Genomic DNA, 22,105 nt, shown 5'->3' with positions numbered 1-22,105 from the left:
ATAAATTATTTGCCGCCTTTTTCGGTGTTCATTACCATGTGCAAATCATTTTTTGCACCAATTTCTAATACATCCACTAAATCCTGAATGGTAAGTGTAGCATCAGCACGTAATAAAACTAATTTATCGGTAGAAGATGCCGTAGCAGTAACTAAAGCAGATTCCAACTGATCGAAAGGCACTGCTTCATCATTTATACTATATTGTTTATCGGCAGTTACAGTCAATGAAACTTCCTGTTTATTATACGTTGTTTCGGCAGTATCTACTTTGTGGGAGCATAATTCTGATTACATTCGGATTTGCTAATGTCGAAATAATCAGGAAAAACAGCATCAAAAAGAACATGATATCGTTCATGGATGCTGAAAACACTTCCGCTTCAAAATGTCGTTTTCTTCCTATTTTCATTATTCCGGTTTATTGATGATACGAATAAATTCAAATGCATTTTTTTGCAATTTGAGTGCTGTGCGGTCAATTTTCATATTTAATAAATGGTAACCGCCATAAGCAATAATTCCCGTTAACAAACCGGAACCACTGGTAATCATTTTTTCATATAAACCTGAAGAAATGATGCTGATAGAAATATCGTTTGAAACCGAAATATTATAAAAGATTTTAATAACCCCTGCGATGGTTCCGATGAAACCCAACATTGGTGCAATACCGGCGATAATACCCATATAACCGAGGTGTTTCTCCATTTCCATAATTTCAATATTGGAAGCGGTTTCGAGGTTAGATTCAATTTCGCGCATTGAACGTCCGAGTGTTGAAATACCTGAATCAACAACGCGTCCCTGAGCGGTGTTTACATTGCGTAAATAAGCTTCTGCCGATTGAATATTACCACTGGTTAAATGGTCTTTAATGGCAGGAATCATACGTTCATCGATTTTAGCGGCCTGACTAATTTTTATTGCCTTATAAACCCATAAATAAATTGTAATTGCCAATAAAATAGCAATTGGAATCATAATAGGTCCGCCTTTTAATAAAAGGTCGAAAACATATAATTTCTGGTCTGCTACTTCAGGTACTGTTGTAGCAGGTGTAGTTGTAACCGGAGCTGTAATTTGCAACAAAAATCCTATCATAAAATGATCGTGTTAAATTTTAAATAAAAAATCAGAAAAGTCCTAAAACAAAATTAGAACAATACTGCTCAGTAGGTAGTAATCTATCAATAAGTAATCCCTATTCTTTTTCGCAACTGTCTATAATATTATTCATAACATCCATTCAGCAGGATGTTGAGCAGAAAAACGATAAACAGTGATTTTTTATTGTAAAAACAATATTAAAATCATTCGGCGACAAACAGATCCGGATTTTCGAGTCGTTTTATGATACCTTGTTCGATATCGGGCAGACTTTCAAATAAATCGAGGCAGGTGTCGATAACAAAATATTGTTGTTGGAATTTGTCTTTGATATAAGGTGTATCCAATATTTTTTCGACATTATAATCGATACGTTTTGAAGGAATTCCGGATTTGAGGCAATAAATACTTTCACCCTGAGAGGATAAAATTCCTGAGCCGTAAATGCGGAGCAGACCGTTATCGCGAATTAAACCGAATTCGACTGTATACCAGTAAATGCGAGAAATTAATTCTACTGCAATAGGATTTTCGATATAGCTGAGTGCAATTTTACTGAGACCGTATAAATATGCGCAATAGGTTTTGTTGGTGAGCAGCGGCAGATGCGCAAATACATCGTGAAACATATCGGGCTCTTCCAGATAATCGAGTTGTTCCATAGTGCGCAACCAGGTTGAAGCAGGAAATTTTCGGTTTTTTAGCAGTTCGAAAAATTCTTTGTTGCCAATTAATCCGGGCACTACCACGGCATTCCAACCGGTAATGGTTTCTAGGCGAATGTTAAATTCATCGAACTTTGGTATTGCGCCTGCGGTAAAGTGTATGGCGTCAATTCCTTCCATAAAAACGGTTGCAGCTCTGTCTTTAAGCAATGCCATTTGTCTGTCGAATAATATTTCCCAAACTTTAAAGTGTTCGGGTGTGTAAGCTGTGTAATCCTGGACCATTTTTTCTGTAAGGAGACCGTTTTCCATTTCTTCACTAATATTTATGCTAATATACGGTGTTTGGGGGATGGTTGCATGGGTTTTGGAAAAAATGAAGGTTTTGTGATGGTTATATTAACAATTGACTCACATTAATGGGAACACTGAACCCGGCAAGCGGGTCGCGGATTTGGAATGATTAAAACTGATTTTTTGGTGGGTGTGAAAAGGGAACGCGGATTAAACGGGTTGAACGGATATGGGACGGATTTTAGAAGGGAACGCTGAACCCGGCAAGCGGGTCGCTGATTTTGGCTGATGTTAACTGATTTTTTTATTTGTGTTGGATGATACTCGCTGATTTTTTGTGGGATGTGTTTGAAAAGGAATTCGGGTTTGAGTGGGTTGAACGGATATTTTTTGGTAGATTAAATTTTGATATTCAACATGCTGAGTAAAGCCGGTGTGAAGCGGCAATCGGATCGCTGATTTTAGATGGATTTAAACGATTTTTTACATGTAGTTGAAATGGAGAAGGCGGGACGCTGATTTTTTGTGGATGTGTTTTGTGTGTTGTGTGCTTATATTTTGGTCGCTGATTTGGATTTATTAAAACTGAGTAATTTATTTGTGTTAGATGAATCCGCCCTTATTTTGTGGGATGTGTTTGAAAAGGACACAGGTTAAAACGGAAGCAGTGCGCTGATTTTTTAATAACTCAAATACCATTTATTTTCTGCAGGTTCTGAACCGGATGGGATTATTGTATAACTTTTTGATCCGGAAAATAAAAACAAAGGCAGACTTATTGCTGCAACGCCTAAACTATAACCTGCTATTTTGTAATAACGCTGATCTCGAAATTCACCGGATTTGTAATTAATACTGATTAATGGGGCAACGATTAATGCTGTAAAAACACCAAATGACATCCCAAATGCTGATATACTTTCAAGTACATCTGAAGTATTGGTTGAAAATCCAATTTCCGGCATGTTGTTTAAATCTATTGTAGTAATAATATAAGGTGTTGCTTCACCATAAATTGATGTTCCTGTATAGAGGCTTTCGAAATCATTTTCATCCGAAAAATTAATATCCATTTCATATAAGGAAACAATTATAGAATCCTCATAAATTGAATCGATATACCCAAAACCATTCAAGGATTTATATTTATATATGGAATCATTTAATTCCTCTTTGTAATAAATATCAATGTTTCTATCTTCAGGAATTCTTACAACTTTTGTAGAATCCAAAGAATTAATTAAATATTTATAGTTTGGTTTATAGGCAAAGGTTTCCGGTTGTAATATAACCGGCTGTAAATTAACAGGTTGCGAAGTGTAAAAATTGTTGCAACTGTCTTTTCCATTTTCGGTGGCTTGAATTGGCGCGCTTAAGCGTTTGTAGTAAATAGTATAAGTTGGTTTGTGATAACCTTCTAAATCATAAAATCCCGGATTAAATACTAATAAACTATCCTGGTTTGCTTTTATGATTTCTTCTTCACTCCTATCTTCCTGCTCCATTGGATCAGAGGCAATAAATACCGACTTTTTAGTATTATAAGTTAAGGTCAAAACATTGTTTTTTAATTTCCATTTCCCCGGAGTTGTATAAATCAAGCAAGTATCAAAATGCGTTTGAGTAATTCGGAAATATTTAAATTCAAAATGACCTGATGGCAAAAACGTATATTCACTAATGGCCGAGTTATTATAAAGATTGGCTGCCGTATCTAAGTCTGTAAATTCGATGCCATATTGCCAAACGCCAAATAATTCGCTCTCATTAATTCTAACGGTTTGCGCATAAATGTGCGCAGTAACTATATTAAATAATATAATTAAGTAAATCGATCTCATCCTGTTATCTAATTACCAATTCTCTTACAACCATTTCTTTCATTTCTTCATTAATACGTTTTATGATTGCATCTTTTGAGAATTTCAAATCTTGTTTTAATGGTGCTGATTCGATGTATATTGTAAGCACACCTCTGTTGAGGTGCATATTGGTGGTGTAATTTTTAATGCTTACACCCATTATTTCTCCCCATAATTCTTTAATACGCACTTCAGCAACTTTTTCGTCGAGTTTATAACTTTTAAATAATTGCTTCAGCGCATCACCTATCCCCTGCTCATTACTTTTTTTCATCGTATAAAGTTATCAAATATTATTGTCACCAATTATTACATGACCAAATGCCCCGATTTGATTTAAACAAAAATCGGCGCTCCTTTTTTCATCTGCATCAGTGATAAAAACTTGTTCAAAGGCCGGTTGATTAAAAATGGAAAAAACAATTTCCAATCGTTTTTTGTCCAGTTTTTCAAAAACATCATCCAGCAGCATGATACTTTTTTTCCCTTTTAAAGCTAACATCAGCATACATTGGGCAATTTTCATGGCGATTAGGAAAGATTTTATTTGCCCCTGACTTCCGGTTTCGCGCACAGGGTAGCCATTTATAGTTAATTCGAGCTCATCTTTATGAATGCCGGCTGTTGTTCTGCCCGCCGCAAGATCATCGCGTAAATTGTCTTGAAACAGCTGTAAATGTTGCTTTTCGGCTGCCTGCGACAGGTATTGCACGGCTCCAACCTCGTTTTCACCGGAAATTAAATGGTAGTGTTCGCCAAAAACCTTACTAAATTGCTCTAGATAAGCTTTTCGCTCGGCAAAGATGTAATCGCCATCAACGGCTAACTGCGCATTTAAAACATCGAGTAGTGTTTTGTCGAGGTGTCCATATGCCAGATTGTGCTTCAGCAGGGCATTGCGCTGTTGCAACAGCTTATTGTAATGCATGAGGCGGGTAAGATATTCGTGACTTACCTGAGCAATAGCAGTGTCCAGAAACCTGCGCCTTTCCTCGCTTCCATCGTTAATTATCCCGATATCATCCGGTGCAATCATCACAACCGGAATTAACCCGATATGGTCTGCCAGTCGCTCATAAGGTTCATCATTTTTGAAAAACTCCTTCTTGCCCCCTTTAACGCCACCAGTCCCAAGCCCGGTCAGTTTGCATGTTATTTGGGTAGAAATTCCATCTAAATCAAAAAAACCATCCAAACGGAAATAAGAATTGCCGTGTTTTACCACATTATTATCGGAACGGGTAAAATAACTTTTGCACAAACACAAATAATGAATACTGTCTATTAGATTGGTCTTACCAGAGCCATTCAGCCCATTAATCAGGTTAAATTTATGGTCAAACTCCACCTTTAAGGTGCCATAGTTCTTGTAATTGAGCAAATTGATGCGCCGTAGTAACACTGTTAGTTTAAATTGTAACCCTCTTTTCTTAATTTTGCCTTTCGATTTTTCGAAGGATATTCATGGACCGCTCAAAAATAACAAAAGAAACCTACCTGCAATGGTATGAGATGATGTATAAGATGCGTCGCTTTGAGGAAAAGGCAGGCCAAATGTATGGCATGCAAAAAATCAGAGGATTTTGCCATTTGTACATCGGACAGGAAGCGATAGCTGCAGGTACGATTAGTGCGACAAGACATACTGACCCGATAATTACTGCTTACCGCGACCACGGTTTGGCAATTGCGAAGGGCATTTCCTGTAATGCGGCTATGGCTGAGTTATTTGGGAAAGTTACCGGATGCACAAAGGGTAAAGGTGGTTCGATGCACTTTTTCAGTAAAGAAAACTACTTTTTTGGCGGACATGGTATTGTGGGTGCACAAATTCCTATGGGCGCAGGTATTGGTTTTGCTGAAAAATATAAGGGCACCGGCAATGTTTGTATTTGCTATTTTGGAGATGGTGCTGTTCGTCAGGGCTCATTACACGAAACATTCAATATGGCGATGCTCTGGAAAATCCCTGTTGTATTTATCTGTGAAAACAATGGATATGCAATGGGTACTTCACTCGAACGCACTACCAATCAGTTAGATATGTATAAAATTGGTGCTGCTTACGATATGCCTTCTTATCCTGTAGATGGAATGCAACCGGAAACAGTACATGCAGCAATTTATGAAGCTGTAGAAAAAGCAAGAAATAATGAAGGGCCAACCTTCCTGGAAATAAGGACTTATCGTTATCGCGGACATTCAATGAGTGACCCGGCAAAATATCGTACAAAAGAAGAAGTTGAAGAGTATAAAATGCGTGACCCGGTAGAAACCACCATGCAAAAGATACTCGATAAAAAATATGCTACCATGAAAGAAATTGAAGAAATTCAGGAGCGTATTGAAAAAGAAATTGAAGAATGTGTTCGCTTTGCGGAAGAATCACCTTATCCGGATGATTCAGCAGTATTTGAAGACATTTATGTTCAACAGGATTATCCATTTATAAAAGATTAATTACAACAATAAATATTATGTCAGAAGAAAAAAAACAAATAGTTGATGCTGCTGAAACAGATCAGGGTTCATATAAAAATTTTGAAGATTTTTTTATTAAAAACAGAAATCTGATTCTTGGTGTTTTAGCAGCACTGGTAGTTGGTATAGGCGGATATTTTGCTTATAAACAATTGTATTTAGAACCACGTGTTGTTTCAGCAAAAGACAGTATCTGGGGTGCAGAAGCTTATTTCAATAAAGATTCATTTGATTTAGCTTTAAACGGTGATGGTGCAGTATCAGGCTTTTTAGCTGTTGCTGAAAAATACGGTAATACGCCATCAGGTAATATGGCGCAATACTATTGTGGTATTTGTTATATGAAAAAAGGTGATTTGGATAATGCTATTAAACACCTCGAAAAATACAAACCTTCAACTGACGAACTTGCAGGTTTAACTTACGTTTCTTTAGGTCATGCTTACGCTGATAAAAAAGAATATGAAAAAGCAATCGGCATGTATAAAAAAGCTGCTGAATCTGCTGATAATAATATTCAAAGTCCGACTTATTATAAATATGCCGGCGATTTAATGTCTGAACAAAACGATGTTAAAGGTGCATTAGAAATGTATCGCAAAATAAAACAATTGTATCCTTTATCTCAGGAAGGTTCAAATATTGACCTCGATATCACTTACGCCGAAACAAAACTCGGTGGGAAATAATGGCTTCAAAACATCAGCATCTTTCATTGTATAGGGAAGAAACTGTACCAAACGGTGATTCATTCCGACTCGGCATTGTTGTGTCGGAATGGAACACTGATATTACTGAAAAATTATATCAGGGATGTTATAATACCTTATTAAAACATCACACAAAATCGGAGCATATTATTACGGTTTATGTTCCGGGAAGTTATGAATTACCTCAGGCAGCACAACTACTGCTTGAATCGCAGGAATTAGATGCCGTAATTTGTTTAGGCTGCATTATTAAAGGTGAAACTACACACGATATGCATATTGCTTCTGCTGTTGCACATGGTATTATGCAATTAGGTATGGATTATTCAACACCGGTTGTATTTGGTGTACTTACTACAGAAAATATGCAACAGGCAATTGATCGCTCCGGTGGAAAATATGGCAATAAAGGTGATGAGTCTGCAATCACTGCATTAAAAATGGCTGCTTTACGCGAAAAGCTGATTTAATTTTGGCTTACTTGTAATATGAAAAAATTATTTTGGAAAATATTTATCGCCATTGATCAGCGATTAAAATTTCCTGCATTGCAGCCGGGTGATATTGGTATTCAACTTGGCTATGACATGAGTGCACCGGTTACATCCGATTTATTTTTAATGGCAAACCGCGTTGGAAAAAACGGAATGGTTTATGGTGTAGATCCTGATCCGAATAATAAAATTATTGCTGCGGAAATTATATCTAAAAAAAATATTCCGGTTACATTAATTGATAAAGCAGTATTCAGTGAACCTGGCACTATGACTTTATTACTTGGTAAAAAAGCCAGTTGGAATCAGTTGCGCAATATTCCGGTAGATACATCTGTAAAATATAATGGTGTTGAATTACAGGTTGAAATGGATACGCTGGATCATATTGTTGCAGAAAATAATATTCCCATTCAGCAAATCGGTCATATTAATGTTACCATTAATGGTGCTGAATACAGTGCATTAAAAGGTATGCACCACATTTTATCTACAGCAGAAAATATTGCACTCACTGTTACCACAGGCCGCTATGATGAATCGCGATTTATTAATGGTGAACCTGATTTTAAGGTAACCAAACAATTATTACTGAGTTATGGATTTAAAGTGCGTTTTCGCAGAATTCATAAGTTAATCTGGTGGGGATTTTTTGTCAATACACTCATCAAACGCCGCTGGATTTACGGCAAAAACAACTATGGGGTAATCATGGCTGTTAAAGGGAATAAACGGATGCCCTGGTATCAATCATTCAGTTGAAAGTTGAATCATAACACAATAATTATTACTTTAGCCCTATGCAACTCTATTCGATAAATGCAGGACTATTTAAACTGGACGGTGGTGCCATGTTTGGTGTTGTGCCTAAAAAGATTTGGAATAAACTGGTTCCGGCAGATGAAAACAATTTGTGCACCTGGGCGATGCGCTGTTTGCTGGTAATTGCAGAGGGAAAAGTTGTGCTGATTGACTGTGGTATGGGCGATAAACAGGATGAAAAGTTTTTCGGCCATTATGAGCCACATGGAGATTTCAGTATTGCTGCTTCTTTAAAACAATTGGGTTTAGTGCCTGCAGATATTACCGATGTGTTTTTAACCCACTTACATTTTGACCATTGCGGAGGAGCTGTTACAAAAACCGATAAAGGCAAACTGATTCCTACATACGAAAATGCGCGCTATTGGACGAACGAACGTCACTGGGAATGGGCCAACAACCCTAATGCCCGGGAAAAAGCCTCTTTTTTAAAGGAAAATTTTATTCCCCTCCAGCAACATGGTGTTTTACATTTTATAGAAGAGCATGAAGATTTATTTCCGGGTTTCAGCACCATCTGGACATACGGACATACAGAGGCGATGATGTTGCCGGTTATAAAATATAATGGCAGCAAGGTGGTGTATTGCGCCGATTTACTGCCTAGCGCGGCCCATATTCCCCTCCCCTATGTGATGGGTTATGATGTGCGACCGCTGATCACCATTAAAGAAAAAGAAGCCTTTTTAAAGGAAGCCTGCGAGAAGAAACACTTTCTGTTTTTCGAACACGATAGTTTAAACGAATGTTGCAGTCTTGAAAAAACGGATAAAGGTATTCGACCTAAAAATTATTATGCCCTGAGCGAATTGCCCGTGGGGTCTTTATTCTGAGATAATTTTTCACAGTTATTTTAATTTCAAAAATCAAGTGCGTATCTTTGCCGCCCAATGGCGTGGTAGCTCAGCTGGCTAGAGCGCAGCACTCATAATGCTGAGGTCGAGAGTTCGAGCCTCCCCCACGCTACAAAAGCAACCGGACCGGTTGCTTTTCTTTTTTGTGGCAGACAGATTTTGTATCATTATAGTCGAGTAAATTTACGGTATGGAAAATATCCTCTTTTTAATAATTGGTGTAGTAGCCGGAGCATTGGTTGCCTGGATTATCAGAAAATTGCTGGTTGAAAAAAATATGGTTGCACGTGATGCTTATGCTAAATTGGAAAATGAGCTCATGCAAGTAGTGGCAGCACAAAAATTTGCACAGGAAAAAATTGCAGACCAGCAAAAAACAATTACATGCTAATGAAACTGTTGTAAAACAATTGAGTGAAGAAAAAGAACATTTACAAATTAATTTATCGTCCGTAAAAACTACTTTGGATAAATTGGATATTGATTATACAGAAGTTAAATCGAAATTTGAATTACAGAATAATCAAAACACTGAACTCAAGGAATATATTTTAAAAGTGCGCGGTGAAAATGATGTGTTGAAAGAAAAAAATAATACCATCAAAAAAGAAATTGAAGATTTAGGTGAAAAATATACAGCACAATTTAAAAATCTTGCCAACGAAATTCTTGAAGATAAAAGCAAACGATTTACAGAAGAAAATCAGAAAAATATTCGATTAATTCTCGACCCTTTAGGCATTGATTTAAAAGAGTTTAAAAAGAAAGTAGAAGAAACTTATGAAAAAGAAAATAAACAACGTTTTTCACTGGAAGAAAAAATAAAAGATTTAGTAAGCCTGAATAAACAAATTAGTGAAGAGGCGAATAACTTAACCAAAGCATTAAAAGGTCAGCGCAAAACCCAGGGTGATTGGGGAGAGATGATTTTGGAGAATATTTTACAGCAGTCGGGGTTGTCGGAAGGCCGTGAATATGTGAAGCAGGAGTTTTTGCGGGATGAAGCCGGAAATACCTTATTTAACGATGAAAATCAGAAAATGCAGCCGGATTTTGTGATTAAATATCCGGATAAAAGAGAAATTATTATCGATAGTAAAGTATCGTTAAGTGCTTATGAAAGATATAGCTCGTCGGATGATGAAGTTGAACAAAAAGTAGCACTTGAGGCCCATTTAAATGCTGTAAAAAAGCATATTGATGAATTATATCGTCGTAATTATCAGCAATTTTCGAAGTCGCTGGATTTTGTTATGATGTTTATTCCGATTGAGCCGGCATACATGCTTGCTATGCAAAAAGATCTCGATTTATGGAATTATGCTTATCGTAAAAAAGTATTATTAATTTCTCCAACTAATTTAATTGCAGCGGTAAAATTGCTAGCTGAATTATGGAAAAAAGATGAGCAAAATAAAAACGCCCTCGCTATTGCTGATCGTGGTGCACAATTATATGATAAATTTGTCGGCTTTGTAGAAAACCTCCAATCCATCGGCGACAGCATTGGCCACTCTCAAAAAAGTTACGATGAAGCCATGAAACAATTAAAAGAAGGCTCCGGCAATTTAATTGGTCAGGCAGAGAAGTTGAGAAGATTAGGTGTGCAGGGCAAGAAGTCGCTTCCGGGGGTGATTTTAAATGATGCAGAGGGGGATTGATGTGCTAATGTGCTAATGTGGTAATCACTGTTGTCCGGTAAAACTCATATGATTTTACGAAGTTGTTTATTTACGGTGGTTTTAGGTTGCAGATAGTTGCTTTTTCAAGGTGAAGCCCTTAGGAAGTTAAAAGACAGTTGTGGTGATGGTGGTTTATAAATGCTAAGCATTTTTTCGGGGTCGATTAAAAAATCAATGATGTTAAAATAGTTCATCAGATGTTGCCTAATCATGCCTGATATTGTAGAATAAGCCCAATGCTTATTTCCTGTTTGGTTAACTGTTTTTTGTATTATTCTCACTAATAAATCACATATCAAAGTTGCCCATATTTGTATTTCTATTGCATTGGGATTATCGCCTAAAAATATTTTAATGGATAACGTTGTTTTATGCGCTTGAATAATGTTTCAATTTGCCATCTGCGCTTATACAAGTCTGCAATGACTTCGGATCGCTAGTGTAATCATTACAAACAAATTGAAACATGCGTTGCTTTTCCTCATCCCAAAATTCAACTACTCGGGCTTTAATTAAGGGGATTTTTTTTCGATTACTTGGCCGACCTAATTCCACATAATTATCAGAGCGGACACCTGAGTCATAGGCTGCTTCCGACACAGGGCGGTGCACCAGCACTTTTACAGAAGCATCCCTTTTAAGTCGGCTTACCCATCTAATACCGTGATTACCCCATTCAGCGAACTGCTTGTAATTGGTGTAGGCTTTATCAAACAACACAGTAGAGTTATCAGGCACTTTAAGTTGGTGTAAGAAAGTTAAATCATGTTCTTTGCTTCACTAATAAAAACAAATGCAGGTAAATCATGCTTGGCATTTATCATCATGTGCGCTTTAACACCACCCTTCTTTTTCCATTTTGTTTAGCGGTCCCGGCACCGCGCATCACTGAATTAAAGAGACTAAATGTTGTTGAATCGATGATAAATAAGTCATCATCGATATTTAATGGACGGCGGCTGTCCGTAAACCGAAATAGGTATCATAAAGCATGTGATACACACTTTCGAAGAATTTGGCAGGACGGCGTTGATTTGCTTCTGATAACGCATTTTTGGTGTATCCAGCAACCCTAAATGATTGAGTTTATTTAGGCCGTAACCCTGCATTCCTGTAGTGATTTCACGCAAATTGGTGGCATTGAAAAGCACCATATAACATCGTGATCAAATGGTCATATGCCATAAATTTCTTGCAATATCGATTTGCATTATGCAGTTTAGACAAACGCTCGATTTGTGCCCGGGTATTAAAGAAAGTAGTTGATTGAATACCGCTGTCCGTAAAAAGACTTTGCGCATAAGTTTAGTTTTGGTCGCAAATCAAAACTAACACTTATTGGGAGTTCTTCGAGCTCCTTTATTTATAATTATTTTTTACCGGACACCAGTGATGTGGTAATGTGCTGATTAACAGCCGGTTTTGAGTGGGATTTTAATTTGGAAGCCTGGTTGTACCTTACCTGATAATGATATAATTAAACAGCAGGAGGATGTACCAATGTACCAATGTACCAATGGAACAGCCGAATTCTGAGTGAAAATTTCAATCGGAGCTCCCGTAGGGGTTAATCAATATTAACCCGTGATGATGCACCAATTAAACACCCGAATTTTGAGTAAAAATTCCATTCGGAGCTCATGTAGGGGTAGACCCATATGTCTGCCCATTGCGCTGTAACGTATAACGCACCAATTAAACAGCCGAAACCACAGAGAAAACCCAAAGGAAACAGCCCGCAGAGACCACAAAGAGAGTAATATTTTAATTATTCTTAATAATGATAATTTATAGTTGAAATTTCAATTTCAGACAAAATTCTCTGTGAAATTTGTGTGTTGTTTCTTTGTGCCCCCGATAGCTATCGGGGTTGTGCTTAAAAATAATTAATGTGGTAATGTGCTGATGTGTTAATTAAACAGCCGGATGATGTACCAATTTATCGATGTGCCAATTAATTACTATAATCTAATGCTACGAATCACCAACCCCTTTAGGTTTACCTGCCGGACGAGGCAGGGGTTGCATATTTTTAGAATGAAATTTAAACGATTCACCAAACCCCATCCGGGGTGAAACAAAATCTGCAAACCCCAATTTTACGACACACCAATTTTTTGTTGAATAGAACGATGCAGCAACTCCTAGCCGGGATTGTAGCGGAAACAAGCTAATGTACCAATGTGAGAATGTACCGATGTACCAATGGAATAGCCGGTTTTGATTGAAAATTTAATTAATGGCTTGTTGCAGCGAAAAGCCCGCAGCGATTTTGATACGGAGGGGGATGGTGATGCTCCAATTTAATGCACCAATGTGTTAATGTACCAATGTGTTGATGTACCAATGTACCAATTAAACAGCCGATTTTGAGTTAGAATTTCATTCGGAGCACATGTAGGGGCAGACCCATGTGTCTGCCCATTGCGCTGTAACGTATAACGCACCAATTAAACAGCCGAAACCACAGAGAAAACCCAAAGGAAACAGCCCGCAGAGAACACAAAGTTGCGGCGGATGCAAATTAAACAGCCGCATTTTGATCAAAAATTTCATTCCAACTCCGAACCCACATTTGCTAATCAGCTAATCGGCTAATTTGCTAATTCATTCGAAGCCATAAACTTTTGGAGGTTGCTGTTGGCTGCCTTGCGAATTTTGTTTTTTATGAGTGGTGTCCATCCTAATAAAATACCCGGTAGTCCCAAGGCTTGACTAGACCATTTGTAGAAACTGAAATAATCCTGGTGGCGAATTATTTTATTGTCTTTAATTGTAAATCGCGATTTAATGTGGTTGGTTACATGTTTGCCTGTTGCGGAAAAGGTATAATCCGGAATCCAGGTAGCCTCTACATGATTTTCATCAGCAACCTGGATGGAATACGTGAGGTGCATGTCTTTCGACCGTTTGCAAAACATTTCCCACATTCCCCTAACCTCCGCGGCATTTAAATTTTGAAACACCGGGTCGCTAAATGTAGCGTCGTTGGTGTAGCAGTTCTGCATCGTTTTATAGTCTCTGGCTAAAAATGCCGTGTAAAAAGTATGAATGAGTTGTTCACTTTGTATCATGCCTGAAATTTTAGTGATGCATGTAAAAGTAGGTAATTTTTATTGTAAGCATTGATTAAAATTTAGCAGACCTAATGGCAAAAAAAAAGGGCCCCCTCGCGGCGACCCCCTTTCTTACAATATGAATCTTATTGAGCTATGATTAATTGCATTGTTGTTTGTTCAACGCCATTTGAAATAGTTACTAAGTATAAACCGGCTGTTAAATCAGCAGTGTTTAATTGCATTGTATTATTTCCATTTACTAAGTTGATAAACTGAGCAGGAATTACATTTCTTCCTGTTAAATCAGTGATATTAACCATTGCATCTGTATTTACATTCGCATTAATTACTAATTGAACATTTTCATTAGCAGGGTTTGGATATAAACTAATATTGTTGATGTTAGTTAAATCTGTAATAGCTACAGATAAATCTAAAGTTTGATCAGTTGTATTTTGATCAGCACAAGTTCCTGTTGCAACTAAAACAACATCATAAACACCTAATGAAGGATAAGTATAAGTTGGATTTGCTTCAGTACTAACATCCAATAAAGTTGTTTCATCACCAAAATCCCAGGTATAAGAAACTGCATTAGATGAAGTATTACTAAATGTTACCATTAAATCTTCATTTGAAACAGTAAATGAAGCAATTGCCTGTGCAATTGTTCCGGGAACTTCACCGTAATTGGTATTTTGCGGATCCCAGTTTGCCCAACATGATGTCCAATCTAAATTACCAAATGCACCACGATAATTTGTTGGTGTTAAACCAACTAATTCTGCTTCGACAAAAGAAGCACCGGTTAAAATTGGAGATGCAGCTGCTGGTAAAAAGTTTGGTGAAGTAACATTATATGCATCGGTTAACATTACATCACTGCTTAAATCATAAATTGTATTTGCATAAGCACCTGTAGTAAACCATGCATTAGCATCAAAAGTACTTCCTACTGCTACTTCAAAATCATTATTATGACCTGCAATAACTGTATTTTGAACTTTTAATGTGTTAGCTAAAGCACTTGCTTCACATAACGCACCATCAATCATAATTCCGCTTGGGTAACCAATAATTACAGAATTAAAAATATCAGCAGATGAGTTTCTGCGAATTTGAGCACCTCTTTTATAATTTACATTGATTAAATCACCTGTATTTTGAATAGGACCAACAACAGTAATATTGCTGAATGTTGCATTTGTTTGTGGTGAATTGGTGCTACCTGTTGCATCGTTATCACTTTCAAAACCATTTGAACCTGAAGCATCAGCAAAGTTTGGGTCACGTTTTACAACAGCAAACTGAATTTTACCTGAAAAACCAAAATCTGTATCCAGGTCATCATCTAAAGTATTGTGTGCAATTAAATATTTAGCATTAACTGTTCCGCCAAAAAATTCAAAAGCATCATCACCTGAGCGGCTTACCATGATGTGATCAAGTACAGTTCCTGAACCTACACCACCACATGTTAATCCATTAATTTCATTTCCCGGAACAAAGGCAATACCCGGATATTCAATACGCACATAAGTCATAACACCTGAATTATCTGCAGCATCAACACCACCATATACAGCATCGCCTTCCGGTGTATCAACACCACCTTCAATTACAGCAGTACCGCCTGGAACGTTAATAGGTGCTTTACCTAAAATAATAACACCACCCCAGTCGCCATAATTACGGGCACCTTCAGCCTGATTACTGGTAAATACAATTGGTTGATCCGGTGTTCCGGTTGCGTTAATTTTTGAACCTCTGGTAATAATTAAAGAACCTTTAGTGTCTTTATCACCACGAATAATTGTTCCGGCCTGAATATTTAAAATTGCGCCATCTTCAACATAAACAAATCCGTTTAAAATATAAACTGTGTCTTTTACGAGGTTGCGCGTGCCTCCTGAAATTTCGCCCGACAATGTTGCAGTCGGCAATTGTGCATGGGCTATTGTAGATAAGCCCAGCGTGATTAAAATTGTTAAAGTTAATTGCAGATTTTTCATAATTATTGTTTTTAAAATTTATAGTTAACTGATAATGAAAGCTTCGCACCGGTATCAATTTTGCGGATGGTATTATCGATAGTTTCATCGTAACCACCATCAGCATCAAGGTCCTGATAAAAAATTGCATCCTTACTTAAAATGTCAGTAAAGTTTAATTTCACAGTTCCTTTTGTACCGTTAAATGGAATTGAAATTTGTCCATCCACTAATGGGCGCGGGTTTTCGTAAATGTCATCGTATTGTGCATTACCGTATTCAGAAATGCGTCGGCCAATTTGATTAAATAATAAGGTAAACGACATACCTTTTTCCGGTTCAATATAAGTGAATCCGAAATTGATAACATAGTCGCTTTGTCCTTGTAACTGGCGTTCAGCAGCACCTGCAATAGCAGTGTCCGCAACATGTAATAATGTATTTGAACGAATTAATGCAAGGTTGGTGTTAAATGTGAAACGTTCCAACCATTGTTTATCACGGGCAATAAATCCTAAATTTTTTCTCAATTCAAATTCGGCACCATAAACGGTTGCGAGCGAATCGTTAATTGGTTTTAATTCGCGTACGGTTCCGAAATAAAAACGCTGACCAATAGGGTCATAGAATTTTTTGTAGAACACACTGGCAGAAATTACCTGGCCTGCACCCATAAATTTTTCAGCTTTTACATCAGCGTTATAAATATTGGTTGCCAATAAACTTGGGTTACCGGTAATACTTGAATTTGTTTCGATATCATAATATCCAAATGGTGCTAATTCACGTAACTCAGGGCGGGCAACTGTTTTATAAACAGACAATCGTAAGTTCGTTCTTTCAGTTAGTGAATAAGTAATATTAATTGATGGTAATAAATCGAATTTTAATCCTACACTATCGGTTTCTTTCGTATCTACTTCTAAAGGAATTGGCTCAGTTGCTCCACCGTATTCAAACGAGCTTATTGTTTGTGCAAAAAATTCAGCTCTTGCTCCCCAAACAATACGCAGTTTATTACCTGCTTTATTATCGAACATTGCATATACTGCTTTATTTTCCTGTGTTGCAGCGTAGTAATCACTCGGGTTGGTAATTTCATCGATATAAAATAAACTGTCCGCAAAATTATCAGGGCTTAATAAATCACCTACAGGCAGCACAACAATTTCATAATAATTCGGATTAAAATAAATATCATTTGATGCTGCAACTCCCATGATGCGTGCATTAAAGGTGCGGTCTTTTGTTAAATAACTTCCCCCAAAACCAAATGATTGTTTGCTATCGTTTATTAAAAATGGAATAGTAACATCTGCACTTGCGGTATACGTTTTTTCATCCATATAAGAATAAAAAATACCTAAGTTATCAGGTGAGGCAAACGGAGAAGGTGACATTTGATAAACAGTATCGCCGTCAAACGCAGGCGTTATATTTTTAAAATAATTTACTGTTCTGTAATTAGGCTGATCACGTTTTAAAGTATTTAACCCTGCCGACCATTTTAATTTTGTTTTGGATGCAGAAAAAAAGTGGTCCCCTCCTAGTGTTGATGATTGTAATTGGTTAGAACTAAATTCGTAATATTCATTTTTCACATCAACTGCACGTGAATAATTTAAACCACTGCGTAAAGTGGTGATATCAGATGAATTTACTGAATAAGAATTTTTAAAACTGAATTTATTATTGTCGTTTAACTTATAACTCAGGTTCAATAATCCACCCCATAAAATATTATTTTTATATTGATTGTCAGTATATTCATATAAAGGGGTAATTTCATTATCATAATCGTTGCGCTCGATAAAATTTGTAACATTGGCATTACTATAAGTAATTGCACCAATAGCACCGAATTCGCCAATTTTCCCAACTTTTTTAACGATACCACCTGTTATCTGATAACTTTGATCAAGCGGCGTAGATGGGTTGCTGAATGTGCCCCAAGGCGCAAAAGTTTTGCCGAGATTTGCTTTTTCTGTTGGTGTTAAATCTAAAAACTCATTTCTGTTTGCCGGAAATGCAGATGGTAATTGACGCGTGCCATCATCGATACCCAACCAGTCTTTTGAACCACCGGTATAAGAGTAATATTCTTTAAAAGTAGAAATAGAATTATAGCCTGCGCCAACCGCAACAGAAATAAAATTTTCATCAGGAATATCGCGGGTATTTACCATAATAATACCACCTGCAAAATCGCCGGGTAAATTAGGTTGTGCTGCTTTTACCACAATTAAATTCGCCAGCATAGAAGACGGAAATAAATCGAAAGCAAATGTTTTTCTGTCCGGTTCTGAGCTTGGTAAAATATTACCATTAATTAAAGCAATATTATATCTGTCGCTCAAACCTCTGATTACTGCGAATTTTCCATCAGTTATAGTTGTACCGCTTAAACGTTTTAAAACTTCGCCTGTAGTTTTATCAGGTCCTTTACTAATAATTGCTTGTGAAATTACTTCTGAAGGTGCTATATTGTTTTTTTGAAAGGCTTGAACGGTATTAGTAGTTTCCTGGCTAACAACACCTCTAATTATTACAATTCCTGTATCACCAAGTGCATTTTGAAAATCAGTTTCCATGGCAATATCAACTGTAGTAACTGCACCTGCCTTAACCACAATTCCGGAAATGGTTTTTTGCTTAAAGGAGATATAGCTTATTTTAATTGTGTAAGTTCCTTCCGGTAAATCGTCGATACGATATCTGCCATCAATATCAGTACTTGCACCTTTACCCGGTAAATTTTCAACCAAAACGGTAGCACCCACTAATGTTTCGGTGTTAGAACCGTCTATAACCACGCCGGCAATTGACCCCGACTGGGCTAACGCATTGACCGAAAATGCTGAAGAAATTAAAAAAAGAAATAAATAAGTAAGCCGTTGCATATTGTAAGAATTTATATGCAAAGGTCACCTTGCAATGTTACCTAATGATTATTGTAACATTAGTTTAACTTCAAACCAATGTAAACAAAAAAGCCCCCTGATGTTACTCAGGGAGCCCTATATTAAACTGCAATTAAAAATTTATTTACTTACTACTAACTGTTTGGTAACATTGGTATTGTCACCTTTAACAGTTACCATGTAAATACCGGTTTCGAAACCTTCTAAAGAAAGGCTAATTTCTTCGATTCCGTTAACAGTAACATTATTGTTTACATAAACAATTTGACCTACCATATTGGTAATTACAACGTTTACGTTTTCATTAGCGGTAATTGCTATTACAACATTATCGCTAGCAGGGTTTGGACTAACCATTAATGCATTTTCGTCGGTTGTATAAGAACCATCTAAACGCAATGGTAAAGTTGTGAACGCCTGGTAAGGTAAGTAAGTAGAAACGGCACCACCTGCACAATTGCTGCTCACACGGTAATCGTATGACTGACTTGGTAACAAGCCTGTTAATGTATAAGTAGCAGGTGTTACAGTTACAGAAGTCCAAGGTTTAGTTCCAGTTTTTCTGTATTGTAAAGTATAGTTTGTAACAGAACAACCGTTAGTCCAGCTGATAATTGCTGAGCTGCTGGTAATTCCTGTAGCAGTCATTGATGTTGGAGCACCACAAGCTACAGTAGAAGCAGTTTTCTTAGTATAAGCACTTTTTTCAGTTCCACCGGCACATACCGAACGAACCTGGAAATCGTAGCTTGTAGAAGCTGCTAAACTTGTAAATGTATAGTTTAAAGCACCACCAACGTTAACCGGAGCAGAGTAAGTGCCACCGGTTATACGGAAACGAACTTCATAAGAAGCAGCACCGGCAACAGCACCCCATGATAATTTTGCAGAACAATGTGTAACTGAAGATGTTGCTAAGCCTGTTGGTTTAGAAACTGTTACATCAGTAACAGTATAAGTTTTAACAGTTGAACAACCATTGCTTGTTACAGTTACTGTGTATGAACCTGCATTTAAAGAAGAACGGTCTTGAGTTGTTGGACCATCGCTCCAAGCATAAGTATAAACACCTGCACCACCTGATACAGATACGTTAATAGCACCTGTTCCGGCACAACCTGAACTGGTAACTACTGCAGTTACTACAGGATAATTATTAATACCTGGTGTAGTATATGGTGTATTTTGCGGATCCCAGTTTACCCATGATTCATCAGTCCAGTTATCAGAAGTTGAAAATGCTCCTGTATAAGAAGTTGATGTAAAGAAAGGATCACTTAATAAACCTGAAAAATAAGTACCAATTGTTGTTGGAGCTGAACCGGCTGTTGGACGTGGGTCAGGGTTTGATAAATTAAACGGATCAACTAAACCAACTAATGCATTAGTTAAATAAGTTTGGTTGCTGTTAGCAGCAGCCCAAGTATCAATATTAAATCCAACATCACATGTTGTACAAATATAATCGTCAACGTTTCCTGAAAGAATATTGTTTTTAAATTGTAAGCTATCGTTCATTGCATTTTGAGAAGTGTTAGTTCCTTCAATTTTTAAACCTGTTTCAGGGTAACCCATAATAATTGAGTTATAAATTGAAGCTTGTGTATTTCTTCTGTCGTGCGCTCCTCTTTTGTAGTTAATATTTACTACATCACCTGTATTTACTTTAGGACCGGCAATAGTGTAATTGGTAAAAATTGCTTTTGAAAAAGGTGAGTTAGTAGAACCAGTTGCATCATTATCTTGTTCAAAACCATTTGATCCTGAAACGTCAGCAACGTTAGGGTCACGTAATGCATAACCAAATTGGTTTTTTCCTCTGTAACCAAAATCAGTATCAAAATCATCATCAAAACCACGGTAAGCAATTAAGTATTTTGTGTTTACGCGGCCACCAAACCATTCAAATGAATCATCACCTGAATAAGAAATCTGAATGTGATTGATAGTTGTTCCACTACCAACACCACCCATTGTTAAACCGTTAATTTCATTACCCGGTAAAAATGGAATACCCGGAAATTCAATACGTACATAAGTTAATGTACCACTGTTGTCTGCAGGATTAGCTCCACCATAAGCAGCATCTCCTTCAGGTGTATCAACACCACCTTCAATAACAGCAGAACCACCCGGAACGTTAATTGGTGCTTCACCTAAAATGATGATACCACCCCAGTCGCCATAAGTTCTTGAACCTGCAGGTTCGTTTGAAGTAAATACAATTGGTTCACATTCAGTACCTGCTGCCTGAATAGTTCCTGTTTTGGTAATAATTAAAGTACCTTTAGAAGCTTTGTCGCCTTTAATTAATGTACCAGCTTCAATGGTGAGTGTTGCACCATCTTCAACATAAACAAATCCATTTAATAAATAGATGTTGTTTTTGGTCCACGTTGTGTTGGTTGTGATTTCACCACTTACGGTTACTACCTGTGCTTGTGCCGACGTAAACCCGAGAGCAGCGACAAGACAACCCAGTAAAAATTTTTTCATTGTTGATTGCATTTAGCGTTAGAAAATAATAAATGCAAAAGTAGAGGGACAGTATTATTGGCTGATTTACAAAGGGTTATGTTAAAATGATTTTATTTGTTCAAAAATGTAAAGTAGTTATTTACATTTTTTTGATTTTTGTATACAATGTAAAGTTTGTACAAATAAATCGTCTTATTTTGTTGCAATTAATAATTAATCAATTTAAAGTTTAGATTAAAGCAACAAGCCATCGTTTTATTTTAACATCCAAATAATTACCTTATGTAAATTTTATTGGGAGATAACATTTTGTAAATGCAATAAATTAATTGCATCCATTTTTACATATTAGCCGGATTAATCTTTTTGCACTACAATTTCACCAACCAGTTCAATAGTGGCTTTTTTTATCGCTTCTCTTGTTTTCCGGAAAGTGGCGAGAATTTTATCGTAAGCATCAAATTGTAATGGATCTTCGAAATGATAGTGGCGATGACTAGAAACGCTGTTGTTGTCTGAATGTTTGGTATTCAGATATACTTTTAGCTGTTGATGCGATTTTGGAATAACCGCATGCGCTCCCCAGGCATCAATGCCATCTTCCTTCAAAACCTGCTCTGCAAGTGGATGAATTACAGTTGTTTCAGTTTTTAGAGAAATACTAATGTTGTGGTTGCCATAAA

Annotated in this window: 19 protein-coding genes, 1 tRNA gene and 1 pseudogene; 8 read left to right on the top strand and 13 right to left on the bottom strand. The window is 36.9% G+C overall.

Going from position 1 to position 22,105, the window contains the following annotated elements; all coding sequences use genetic code 11:
- Positions 1-5: 5 nt before the first annotated feature.
- The 6 genes and pseudogenes from IPI65_14570 to recF all read right to left on the bottom strand — a co-directional run bounded on the left by IPI65_14570 (position 6) and on the right by recF (position 5,311).
- Positions 6-411: pseudogene (locus IPI65_14570) on the bottom strand (biopolymer transporter ExbD).
- Positions 411-1,103, bottom strand: a complete 693-nt coding sequence (locus tag IPI65_14565; protein ID MBK7442698.1) for a MotA/TolQ/ExbB proton channel family protein — start codon at positions 1,101-1,103, stop codon at positions 411-413. Before IPI65_14565 ends, IPI65_14570 begins: the two are co-directional and overlap by 1 nt.
- A gap of 209 nt (positions 1,104-1,312) precedes the next feature.
- Entirely contained in the window at positions 1,313-2,059 is a 747-nt protein-coding gene (locus IPI65_14560; protein MBK7442697.1) for a phenylalanine 4-monooxygenase, read from the bottom strand.
- Positions 2,060-2,748: 689 nt separating this feature from the next.
- Complete coding sequence (locus IPI65_14555) at positions 2,749-3,909, bottom strand: hypothetical protein (protein MBK7442696.1); 1,161 nt, start codon at positions 3,907-3,909, stop codon at positions 2,749-2,751.
- 4 nt (positions 3,910-3,913) lie between these two features.
- On the bottom strand, positions 3,914-4,204 hold the full coding sequence (locus tag IPI65_14550) for a DUF721 domain-containing protein (GenBank protein MBK7442695.1): 291 nt from the start codon (positions 4,202-4,204) through the stop codon (positions 3,914-3,916).
- Positions 4,205-4,216: 12 nt separating this feature from the next.
- Positions 4,217-5,311 (bottom strand): DNA replication and repair protein RecF, encoded by a 1,095-nt coding sequence (gene recF / locus IPI65_14545; GenBank protein MBK7442694.1) that lies wholly within the window; start codon positions 5,309-5,311, stop codon positions 4,217-4,219.
- 83 nt (positions 5,312-5,394) lie between these two features.
- Here recF and pdhA point away from each other — a divergent pair, with 83 nt between their 5' ends.
- The 8 genes from pdhA (at position 5,395) to rmuC (ending at position 10,952) form a co-directional block, all read left to right on the top strand.
- Positions 5,395-6,390: a pyruvate dehydrogenase (acetyl-transferring) E1 component subunit alpha gene (gene pdhA / locus IPI65_14540; GenBank protein ID MBK7442693.1), complete on the top strand. Its 996-nt coding sequence runs from the start codon at positions 5,395-5,397 to the stop codon at positions 6,388-6,390.
- A 17-nt stretch (positions 6,391-6,407) separates the two neighbouring features.
- Positions 6,408-7,100: a tetratricopeptide repeat protein gene (locus tag IPI65_14535; GenBank protein MBK7442692.1), complete on the top strand. Its 693-nt coding sequence runs from the start codon at positions 6,408-6,410 to the stop codon at positions 7,098-7,100.
- A complete protein-coding gene (locus IPI65_14530; GenBank protein ID MBK7442691.1) occupies positions 7,100-7,591 on the top strand; it encodes a 6,7-dimethyl-8-ribityllumazine synthase in 492 nt (163 codons plus the stop codon). The genes IPI65_14535 and IPI65_14530 overlap by 1 nt, the downstream gene beginning before the upstream one ends.
- Positions 7,592-7,609: 18 nt before the next feature.
- Positions 7,610-8,377, top strand: a complete 768-nt coding sequence (locus IPI65_14525; GenBank protein MBK7442690.1) for an FkbM family methyltransferase — start codon at positions 7,610-7,612, stop codon at positions 8,375-8,377.
- A 38-nt stretch (positions 8,378-8,415) separates the two neighbouring features.
- Positions 8,416-9,270, top strand: coding sequence for an MBL fold metallo-hydrolase (locus IPI65_14520; protein MBK7442689.1), 855 nt, complete (start codon positions 8,416-8,418; stop codon positions 9,268-9,270).
- A 59-nt stretch (positions 9,271-9,329) separates the two neighbouring features.
- Positions 9,330-9,403 (top strand) — tRNA-Met (locus IPI65_14515).
- A 78-nt stretch (positions 9,404-9,481) separates the two neighbouring features.
- Entirely contained in the window at positions 9,482-9,682 is a 201-nt protein-coding gene (locus IPI65_14510) for a hypothetical protein (GenBank protein MBK7442688.1), read from the top strand.
- A 19-nt stretch (positions 9,683-9,701) separates the two neighbouring features.
- The gene (rmuC, locus tag IPI65_14505; protein ID MBK7442687.1) at positions 9,702-10,952 is read left to right on the top strand and encodes a DNA recombination protein RmuC; all 1,251 of its coding nucleotides are present in this window, start codon (positions 9,702-9,704) and stop codon (positions 10,950-10,952) included.
- A gap of 390 nt (positions 10,953-11,342) precedes the next feature.
- Here the strand turns inward: rmuC and IPI65_14500 are convergent, their stop codons facing one another.
- The 7 genes from IPI65_14500 to IPI65_14470 all read right to left on the bottom strand — a co-directional run.
- Complete coding sequence (locus IPI65_14500) at positions 11,343-11,711, bottom strand: hypothetical protein (protein ID MBK7442686.1); 369 nt, start codon at positions 11,709-11,711, stop codon at positions 11,343-11,345.
- Positions 11,712-12,095: 384 nt separating this feature from the next.
- On the bottom strand, positions 12,096-12,200 hold the full coding sequence (locus IPI65_14495) for a DUF4372 domain-containing protein (GenBank protein MBK7442685.1): 105 nt from the start codon (positions 12,198-12,200) through the stop codon (positions 12,096-12,098).
- 1,367 nt (positions 12,201-13,567) lie between these two features.
- The gene (locus IPI65_14490) at positions 13,568-14,047 is read right to left on the bottom strand and encodes a nuclear transport factor 2 family protein (GenBank protein MBK7442684.1); all 480 of its coding nucleotides are present in this window, start codon (positions 14,045-14,047) and stop codon (positions 13,568-13,570) included.
- Positions 14,048-14,175: 128 nt separating this feature from the next.
- Complete coding sequence (locus IPI65_14485; GenBank protein MBK7442683.1) at positions 14,176-16,044, bottom strand: T9SS type A sorting domain-containing protein; 1,869 nt, start codon at positions 16,042-16,044, stop codon at positions 14,176-14,178.
- Positions 16,045-16,055: 11 nt separating this feature from the next.
- Positions 16,056-18,923 carry a carboxypeptidase-like regulatory domain-containing protein gene (locus tag IPI65_14480; GenBank protein MBK7442682.1) on the bottom strand — a complete coding sequence of 956 codons (2,868 nt, stop codon included), beginning with the start codon at positions 18,921-18,923 and terminating at the stop codon, positions 16,056-16,058.
- Between the two features lie 141 nt (positions 18,924-19,064).
- Entirely contained in the window at positions 19,065-21,440 is a 2,376-nt protein-coding gene (locus IPI65_14475) for a fibronectin type III domain-containing protein (GenBank protein ID MBK7442681.1), read from the bottom strand.
- Positions 21,441-21,779: 339 nt separating this feature from the next.
- Positions 21,780-22,105: hypothetical protein (locus IPI65_14470; protein ID MBK7442680.1), on the bottom strand; the 326-nt coding region annotated here is incomplete at its 5' end.

This window comes from Bacteroidota bacterium, from assembly GCA_016706255.1.
In the GTDB taxonomy this organism is placed as follows: Bacteria; Bacteroidota; Bacteroidia; order Chitinophagales; family BACL12; genus UBA7236.
The sequence above is the reverse complement of the archived record's forward strand: the minus strand, read 5'-3'. Positions and strand labels throughout refer to the sequence as shown.